This is a genomic window from Kitasatospora sp. NPDC093558, assembly GCF_040683475.1.
Lineage (GTDB): Bacteria > Actinomycetota > Actinomycetes > Streptomycetales > Streptomycetaceae > Kitasatospora.
Window position 1 is genome coordinate 1 of the sequence record NZ_JBFBDY010000837.1, and the last position, 2,402, is coordinate 2,402.

Annotated in this window: 3 protein-coding genes; all 3 read right to left on the reverse strand. The window is 75.8% G+C overall.

Annotated features, from left to right (window positions below; all coding sequences use genetic code 11):
• On the reverse strand, positions 1–1,352 hold a 1,352-nt coding region (locus AB0O00_RS35890; protein ID WP_363658898.1), incomplete at its 3' end, for a chloride channel protein.
• A 149-nt stretch (positions 1,353–1,501) separates the two neighbouring features.
• On the reverse strand, positions 1,502–2,239 hold the full coding sequence (locus AB0O00_RS35895; protein WP_363658899.1) for a TetR family transcriptional regulator: 738 nt from the start codon (positions 2,237–2,239) through the stop codon (positions 1,502–1,504).
• Between the two features lie 58 nt (positions 2,240–2,297).
• Positions 2,298–2,402 (reverse strand): acyl-CoA dehydrogenase family protein (locus tag AB0O00_RS35900; RefSeq protein ID WP_158983582.1); only part of this gene is annotated, 105 nt, incomplete at its 5' end.

Below are 2,402 nucleotides of genomic sequence, written 5' to 3' on the forward strand. Positions count from 1 at the left end.
ACTCGCGGCGTCCGGGCACTGCCCGCCGCGGCCGCTGCGGGCTCGGCCCGGCCGCGGAGCAGTTCGCCGGTGATGACGGCCGCCACCGCGGCGACGATCAGCAACGGCTTCAGGTTCGCCGCCTCCCCGCCCAGCAGCATCGCCGCCAGCACCGTGCTCGTGACGGGCAGCCGGGTGACGGAGGCGCCGGACGCGGCCAGCCCGACGGCGAGGGCGGGCGCGAAGCCGAAGCCGGGCAGCGGCGCACAGGCCACCCCGAGGGCCGCGCCGAGCAGGATCGCCGGGAAGATCGGGCCGCCGCGCAGGCTGCCCAGCGCGATGCCCCAGGCGACCGCCTTGCACGCGACCAGCGCGAGCAGCGCCCCGATCGGCCAGGACGCCGGGTCGGCCGCGAGCGCGCCCAGCGTGGCCTGCCCGGAGAGCGCGGCCTCCTCCGGCGTGCGGCCGGTGATCAGCGCGTACGCGGTGAGGCAGCCGCCGACCGCGAGCGCGCACAGGACGGTGCGGACGGCGGTCCGGTGCGGGGTGCCGGTCGTGTAGGCCTTGACCCGCCGGCCGAGCGCCTGCCCGGCCACGCAGACCACGGCGATCGCGGCGGCCAGCGGGACGCCCCACAGGAAGTCCCCCGGGTCGGGGACGCCGCTCTTCGGGACGTTCGGCAGCGAGAGCGCGCCGATCGACAGGCCCGTCCAGTGCCCGAAGCCGGTGAAGACGAGTGCGCCGACGCCGCTCGCGAGCAGGCAGGGCAGGACCAGCGCGACGAGCTGCGGGCCGCTGAGCCCGGCCGCCTCGATCAGCATCACGCCCGCCACGAGCGGACTGCCGAAGATGGTGGAGATCGCCGCCGCCGAGCCGGCCGCGCCCAGCACTGGCACGAGCTGGGGCTGCCGCTCCCGCCGGGCGGCCCCGACGGCGAGCAGCGCGAGGCCGCCGCCCATCGCCATCAGCGGCGCCTCCGGGCCGAGCACGGCGCCGAGCGGCAGGCAGGCGAGCGCGGCGAGCACCACACCGGGGACCTCCCGCGGCAGGCCGGGCGGGCCGCCGAGCCCGTCCACAGGGACGTGCCCGCCGTGCCCGGGGAGCCGGGTGACGACCGGGGCGAGCAGCAGGCCGGCCAGCAACAGCGCGGGCAGTGGCCACCACCAGGGGGCCCGGCCGTATCCGGCCGCGTCCGGCAGGCTCTCCCAGACCCAGTGCTGGAGTTCGTGCTCCAGGCCGACGAAGCCGAAGGCGGCCAGCGAGATGGGGACGCCGACCAGCGCCGAGACCAGCAGCAGGGCGAGGTAGCCGCGGTGCAGCAGCACCTCGCGCAGGCCGGGGCCACCGCTGCCCCGCTCGGGCGTGCCCGGCATGGCCGCTCCTTCGCGCTCCCGGGGCCCGCCCGGCCCCGTCCTGCGACCGAGTCTCGCCCGGCGCCCGGCGGCCCGCAGGACGACGGTCCGCCAACCGGGCGGTGCCGTCGGCGGGTCGCGCCGAACAGGTGAGGCGGCCGGACGGCGGGTCAGACCTGCCGGGACTCCCCGAGCGCGCTCTCGATGCCCTGGACCATCCGCCACAGCGGGGCCTTGCGGCTGGCGACCAGCACGACGACGTCGTCCTGGTCGCCCTCACCCGTGGCCTCGGCGGGGCGGTCGCTCCAGGTGTCGACGACGAAGGCCATCGCGGTGTCCACCTCGGCCACCCAGTCGCTCTCCCCGCCCGAGCGCAGCCACGTCCGCAGGGCGTGGTTGTGCGCGGAGACGACGGCGGCGGCGATCACGTCGGCGCGCAGCGGCCCGTCCTGGCGGTCGGCGAACCGGCCGCGCAGGTAGGCCGCGAGGGTGTGCTCGTACCGCCAGACCACCGACAGCTCGTACGCGCGGAGGCCGGGCACCTTGCGGGTGAGGCGGTAGCGCTGGACGGAGAAGGACGGCTGCTCGGCGTACATCCGCAGGACGAGGCGGGCAGCGCCGCAGGCGTGCCGGACCGGGTCCTCGTCGCCGGTGCCGGAGTCCAGGAACTCCGTCATCTCGGCCAGGCTGCGCTCGTGGTCGGGGAAGACCACGTCCTCCTTGGCCGGGAAGTACCGGAAGAAGGAGCGCCTGCCGACGCCGGCGAGGGAGACGATGTCGTCGACGGTGGTCTGTTCGAAGCCGCGTTCCAGGAAGAGCTCGAAGGCCGCGGCCACGAGCGCCTCGCGCATCGCCGGCTTCGAGGGCCCGTCGTTCATGGGCACGTCCTGCTCTTCCTTGTCGCTCATTCCCGGGAACTTAACACCGTGCTGCGGCACCGGCCCCGAAGGGCCCAGGCCCTGCGTGTTACGGCAGGTTGCGGGCCATGACGATCCGCTGGACCTGGTTGGTGCCCTCGTAGATCTGCGTGATCTTCGCGTCACGCATCATCCGCTCCACCGGGTAGTCCCG

What these genes read in the sequence shown, in the direction of transcription:
- AB0O00_RS35895 (WP_363658899.1), bottom strand. Translation starts at nt 2,239, where the DNA reads ATGAGCGACAAGGAAGAGCAGGACGTGCCCATGAACGACGGGCCCTCG.